This is a genomic window from Kitasatospora sp. NPDC002227 (assembly GCF_040296285.1).
GTDB lineage: Bacteria > Actinomycetota > Actinomycetes > Streptomycetales > Streptomycetaceae > Kitasatospora.
The window spans coordinates 1-6842 of sequence record NZ_JBEOWY010000107.1 but is presented as its reverse complement, the minus strand read 5'-3'; the positions used below and the strand labels follow the sequence as shown (position 1 = coordinate 6842).

Genomic DNA, 6842 nt, shown 5'->3' with positions numbered 1-6842 from the left:
ATCTCCAGGAAACTGCGGACACCCTGCTCACGCAGGCTGGTGACCGCATCCGCGAAGCGCACCGCCTCGCGGACGTGCCGCACCCAGTACTCGGCCGTGGCGAAGTCACCAACGCTGGTGGCCACCACCGTGATTCGCGGCTGCGCGAAGGCCAACGCCTCCACGATGGCCCGGAACTCGTCCAGCATCGGCTCCATCAGCGCCGAGTGGAACGCATGGCTGACGGTGAGCCGCTTGACCCGCCGTCCCTCCGCCCGCCAGGCGGCCTCCAGCTCGGCGACAGCGCCCTCGACACCCGAAACCACCACGGAGTCAGCAGAGTTGACCGCCGCGATGTCGACACCGTCGACCAGCGCGGCCCGAACCTCCCCCTCCGAGGCCTGCACCGCGAGCATCGCACCACCGGCCGGCAGCGCCTGCATCAGACGCCCACGCGCCGCCACCAACGTGCACGCATCCGCCAGCGACAGCACACCAGCCACATGCGCAGCCGCGATCTCACCGATCGAGTGCCCGGCCAGGAAGTCCGGACGGACGCCCCAGGACTCCACCAGCCGGTACAGCGCCACCTCGAAGGCGAACAGCCCTGCCTGGGTCCAGACGGTCTGGTCGAGCAGATCGGTAGCGGCGTCGAACATCACCTCACGCAGCGGACGGCCGAGATCGAACTGCGCGCACACCTCGTCCAGCACCGCCGCGAACACCGGGAACGCCTCATACAGCTCCCGCCCCATCCCCGCCCGCTGACTCCCCTGGCCGGAGAACAGGAACGCCGTCTTCCCCACCGAACCAGGCGCAGCCACGCCCCGGACGGCCGTGGAGGTCTCCGGCTCGCGGGCGAACGCCTCGGTGGCGGCCAGGAGTTCGGCGCGGTCCCGGCCGAGCAGGACGGCTCGGTGCTCGAGTGCCTGGCGGCCGGTGGCCAGCGAGTAGGCGGTGTCGAGCGCCGAGGCCTCGCTGTCCCGCAGGTAGTGCGCCAGGCGCTCCGCCTGGGCGGCCAGGCCAGCCGCGTCCTTGCCGGAGAGCACCCACGGCAGTTGGCGAGAGCCGTCCGGGGTCTCGGCGGGCACAGCCTCGGTGGCGGCGGCCGCGACCGGCGGCTCCTCGATGATCACGTGGGCGTTGGTGCCGCTGATGCCGAAGGAGGAGACACCGGCCCGGCGCACCCGCCCGTCCGCCGGCCAGGCAGTGGGCTCGGTGAGCAGGCTGATGGTGCCCGCCGACCAGTCGACCTGGTGGCTGGGCTCGTCCACGTGCAGAGTCTGCGGCAGGAGTTCGTGCCGCATGGCCATCACCATCTTGATGATGCCGCCGACACCGGCCGCCGCCTGGGCGTGGCCGATGTTCGACTTGAGCGAGCCGAGCAGCAGCGGGCTGTCCGCGTCGCGGTCGCGGCCGTAGGTGGCGAACAGGGCCTGGGCCTCGATCGGGTCGCCCAGCTTGGTGCCGGTGCCGTGCGCCTCGACCACGTCGACCTCGGCGGGCGAGAGACCGGCGTTGGCCAGCGCGGCGCGGATCACCCGCTGCTGAGCGGGGCCGTTCGGGGCGGTCAGACCATTGGAGGCACCGTCCTGGTTGACGGCCGAACCACGCACCACAGCGAGGACGTTGTGGCCGAGCCGCTCGGCGTCACTGAGCCGCTCGACCAGCAGCATGCCGACGCCCTCGGCCCAGCCGGTGCCGTCGGCCGCGTCGGCGAAGGACTTGCAGCGGCCGTCGGCCGCCAGGCCCTGCTGGCGGCTGAACTGGACGAACATGTTCGGCGAGGCGAGGATCGCCGCGCCTCCGACCAGGGCCATGCTGCACTCGTCCTGGTGCAGGGCCTGGACCGCGAGGTGCAGGGCGACCAGCGAGGAGGAGCAGGCGGTGTCGACCGTCATCGACGGGCCTTCGAGCCCGAAGGTGTAGGAGAGACGGCCGGAGACCACACTGCTCGCGTTGCCGGTGAGCAGGTGGGCCTCGATCTCCTCGGGAGCCTGGCCGACCAGCGGGCCGTAGCCCTGGAAGGCGGCACCGATGAAGACACCGGTCCGACTGCCGCGCACGGTCGCCGGGCTGATACCGGCCCGCTCGAACACCTCCCAGCCGGTCTCGAGGAGCAGGCGCTGCTGCGGGTCCATGGCGAGCGCCTCGCGCGGGGCGATGCCGAAGAATCCGGCGTCAAAGCGGTCGGCGTCGTACAGGAAGCCACCGTGGCGGGTGTAGCTGGTGCCGGAACGCTCAGGGTCGGGGTCGTAGAGGTTCTCGAGGTCCCAGCCACGGTTGGCCGGGAACTCGTCCACGGCGTCCCGGCCCTCGGCCACCAACTGCCAGAGCGCCTCGGGCGAGTCCACCGCGCCGGGGTAGCGGCAGGCCATGCCGACGATCACGATCGGATCGTCCTCGGCCGTACGCACCGAGGCCGCGCCCGCCACCGGCCGGGCGGCCTCGACGCCGCCGAGCAGCTCGGCCTCCAGGAAGGCGGCGAGCGAGGCGGCTGTCGGGTGGTCGAAGACCAGGGTGGCGGGCAGGCGCAGACCGGTCGCGGTGTTGAGGCGGTTGCGCAGCTCGACCGAGGTGAGCGAGTCGAAGCCGAGCTCCTTGAACGCCCGGTCCGGCTCCACGGCCGTGGCGGTGGAGTGGCCGAGCACGGCCACCACCTGCGCCTGCACGAGGTCGAGCAGAGCGCGGGCGCGGTCCGCGCCGGAGAGCGGTGCGAGCTGCTGGAGCAGCGAGGACTGGCCGCGACCGCGTACCGCCGTCTCCGCCACCCGGCGGCGCGCCGGACGTACCAGGGCGCGCAGCAGGCTGGGCACCCCGGCGTCACCGGCCTCGGCCTGCAGAGCGCTCACGTCGAGGCGGACGGGGACGGTCACGGCGCGAGCCGCAGTGCGTCCGGCGTCGAAGGCGGCCATGCCCTGCGCGGCGTCGAACGGCAGCAGGCCGCTGCGGGCCATCCGCTGCAGGTCGGCCTCGGTCACCTCGCCGGTCATGCCGCCGCCGGACTGCTGCCACGGGCCCCAGGCGAGGGAGGCGGCGGGCAGGCCGAGGGTGCGGCGGTGACCGGCGAGGGCGTCAAGGTAGGCGTTGGCGGCAGCGTAGTTGGACTGGCCGGCGCTGCCGAGGACGCCCGCGATCGAGGAGAAGAGGACGAACGCGGCGAGGTCCTGGGTGAGCGTGAGCTCGTGCAGGTGCCGGGCGGCGTCGGCCTTGGGGCCACGGACAGCGGCGAGCCGCTCGGGGGTCATGCCAGCAACCAGGCCGTCGTCCAGCACACCCGCCGTGTGCACCACGGCGGTCAGCTCACGGCCGGCCAGAACGGCGGCCAGCGCGTCGCGGTCGGCGACGTCACAGGCCACCACCTCCGCCGTGGCACCCAACTCGCCAAGCTCGGAGACCAGTTCGGCCGCACCAGCAGCCTCGAGGCCACGGCGGGAGAGCAGTAGGAGCTTGCGCGCCCCGTGCTCGGTGACCAGGTGCCGGGCCACCAGCCCGCCCAGCGAACCGGTACCACCGGTGATCAGCACCTCACGCGCCGGGTCGAGCTGCTGCGGGACCGTGAGAACGACCTTGCCGACATGCTTGGCCTGGCTGACGAAACGGAACGCCTCCCGGGCCTGCCGGACATCCCAACTGCGCACCGGGAGTGTCTCGATGACGCCCGACGCGAACAGGTCGAGCAGCTCGGCGAGGAGCTCGCCGATCCGCGCCGGGCCGGCCTCGACCAAGTCGAACGCCTGGTACTTCACACCCTCGGGCACCGTCGTGCGGATGTCCGTCTTACCCATCTCCAGGAAGCGGCCATCGCGCGGAAGCAGCTCCAGCGAAGCATCCACGAACTCACCCGCCAGGGCGTTGAGGACGACGTCCACGCCCTCCCCGCCCGTCACCGCGAGGAACTTCTCCGCGAAAGCCAGGTCACGCGAGGACGCGATGTGGTCATCGTCCAGGCCCAGCGAGCGCAAGGTGTCCCACTTGCCGGGGCTCGCGGTCGCGAACACCTCCGCACCCAGGTACCGGGCCAGCTGGATCGCCGCCATACCGACACCACCGGCACCCGCGTGCACCAGCACCCGCTCACCGGCCCGCACCGAACCGAGATCCGTCCACGCGTACAGCGCGGTCAGGAACACGATCGGCACCGACGCCGCCCGCGCGAACGACCACCCCACCGGAACCGGCGCCACCATCCGGTAGTCGGTGACCGCGAACGGCCCGAACCCACCACCGAACATCCCCAGCACCCGGTCACCCACAGCCAGCCCAGCCACGCCCGGACCGACCTCGGCCACCACACCCGCACCCTCGATACCCAGCGGCGCCACCACCGGATACATCCCCAAAGCATTCAGCACGTCCCGGAAGTTCACACCCCCGGCCCGCACCGCGATCCGCACCTGACCCTCGGCCAACGGCTCCACCGCCGCCTCGACAAGCTCCAACGCCTCCAGCGTGCCCCGCTCACGACTGTCCAGCCGCCACGCAACACCCCCCGGCGCCACCAACTCCCCAGCCGAATCAGCCCGCAACAACCGCGGCGCCAACACCCCACCGGCCCGAACAGCCACCTGCGACTCACCCGAAGCAACAGCCCCGGCCACCACAGCCCACGACTCCGCAGAGCCGTCCACATCCACCAACACAACCCGACCCGGCTGCTCCGACTGAGCAGAACGCACCAGACCCCAGACCGCCGCACCCTCCAGATCAGCCACACCCTCGCCCGACGTCACCGCCACGGCGCCACGGGTCAGCACCACCAGCCGCGAACCCGAGCCCTGCAGAGCGGAGAGCACACCCTCGGCCGACCCGCCGCACACCACCAGCACCGACGCCGACTCGGCGTCACCCACCGGCAGCCCACTGCCCAGGGAGTCCTCGCCCAGCAGCGCCCAGCCCTCCGTCGTCGCGGCCGCATCCGCCTCTGCAGCGACCCACTCGACGGCGTACTGGTCCTCGGCGCCGATCCCAGCCGCGGGCTTCAGCTGCGCGGCCGTGACCGGCCGCAGGACCAGCGAGTCCACCGTCGCCACTGGGGCACCCGCCTGGTCGGCGACCAGCAGCGCGACGCCGTCGGTGCCCGTCCGCGACAGGCGCACGCGCAGCGCGGCCGCCCCCGAGGCGTAGAGCGACACGCCCGACCACGCGAACGGCAGTCGGCCGCTCCCGGCCTCATCCGCCGGCAGCAGCTCGCCGATCGAGATGGCGTGCAGGGCGGCGTCCAGCAGTGCCGGGTGCAGGCCGAAGCCCTCGGCACCGGCATCCGCCGGCAGCGCGACCTCGGCGTAGACGTCGGAGCCGACCCGCCAGGCGGCTCGCAGGCCCTGGAACGACGGGCCGTAGGCGAAGCCGCCCTCGGCCAGGCCTTCGTACAGCGCCTCGACCCCGAGGGCGACCGCGCCCGGCGGCGGCCACTCGGTCAGCGCGGCCTTGGCAGCCGAGCCGCTGAGGCCCGCCGAGAGGACACCGCTGGCGTGGCGCACCCAGAGGCCCGTGGCCTCGTCGGACTGCGAGTGCACGCTCACCGGGCGCAATCCGGTCTCGTCGGGGGCGCCGACCCAGACCTGCACCCGGACGGCGCCATGCGCGGGGAGCACGAGCGGGGCGTGCAGGGTGAGTTCGTCCACCCGGTCACAGCCGATCTGGTCGGCGGCGCGCATGGCGAGCTCGACGAAGGCGGTGCCGGGGAGCAGGACGTGGTCCATGATCCGGTGCTCGGCCAGCCACGGGTGGGTCTTGAACGAGAGCGAACCGGTCAGCAGGTAGCCGTCGGTGTCGACCAGGCGGACGGCCGCGCCGAGCAGCGGGTGCTCGGCGGCGCTCAGGCCGAGGCCGGAGGCGTCGCCGGCGGGGCAGGCCATGGTGGGCCAGAAGTGCTCGTGCTGGAAGGCGTAGGTGGGCAGGTCGAGGTGGGCCGCGCCGGTGAACAGGGCGGACCAGTCGACAGCTGTGCCGCGGACGTAGGCGCCTGCCAGCGCGGTCAACAGACTGGCCGCCTCGGGGCGGCCGGCGCGCTGGGTGGCGAGGCAGCCGGTCTCGGCGGCCATCGCGGCGAGCACGCCGTCGGGGCCGAGCTCGAGGAAGGTCCGGACGCCCTCACTCTCCAGCGCCGCGACGCCGTCGGCGAAGCGGACGGTCTCGCGAACGTGGCGCACCCAGTGCTCAGGGCTGGTGAGCTCGGCGTCCGCCAGGTTGGACACCACCGGGATGCGGGGCGCGGAGTATGTGAGCGACTCCGCGACTGCGCGGAAGTCGGCGAGCATCGGGTCCATCAGCGAGGAGTGGAACGCGTGGCTCACGGTGAGCCGCTTGACCTTCCGCCCCTCCTCCCGCCAGACCGCCTCCAGCGCCGCGACATCCGCCTCAGCACCGGAAACCACCACGGACGAAGGCCCATTAACCGCCGCAACATCCACCGCGCCGGCCAGCACGGCCCGGACCTCGGCCTCCGTCGCCTGCACGGCGAGCATCGCACCACCACTCGGCAGCGCCTGCATCAGCCGACCCCGAGCGGCCACCAGACGGCACGCGTCCTCCAACGACCAGACACCGGCCACATACGCCGCCGCCAGCTCACCGATCGAATGCCCCGCCACCAAGTCGGGCGTCACACCCCACGACTCCACCAGCCGGAACAGCGCCACCTCGAAGGCGAACAGTCCAGCCTGCGTCCACACGGTCCGGTCCAGCAGATCCGTCGAGGCGTCGAACATCACCTCACGCAGCGGCCGCTCCAACTCGGCGTCGAACTGCGCACACACCGCATCCAGCGCATCCGCGAACACCGGGAACGCCCCGTACAGTTCACGCCCCATCCCCGCCCGCTGACTCCCCTGGCCGGAGAACAGGAACCCGGTCCGGCC

The 6842-nt window shown here is 72.6% G+C and carries 1 pseudogene; it reads right to left on the bottom strand.

Annotation, left to right across the window (positions count from 1 at the left end):
• Nucleotides 1-6827: pseudogene (locus ABT095_RS38460) on the bottom strand (SDR family NAD(P)-dependent oxidoreductase); the annotation flags it as partial.
• Nucleotides 6828-6842: the final 15 nt, after the last annotated feature.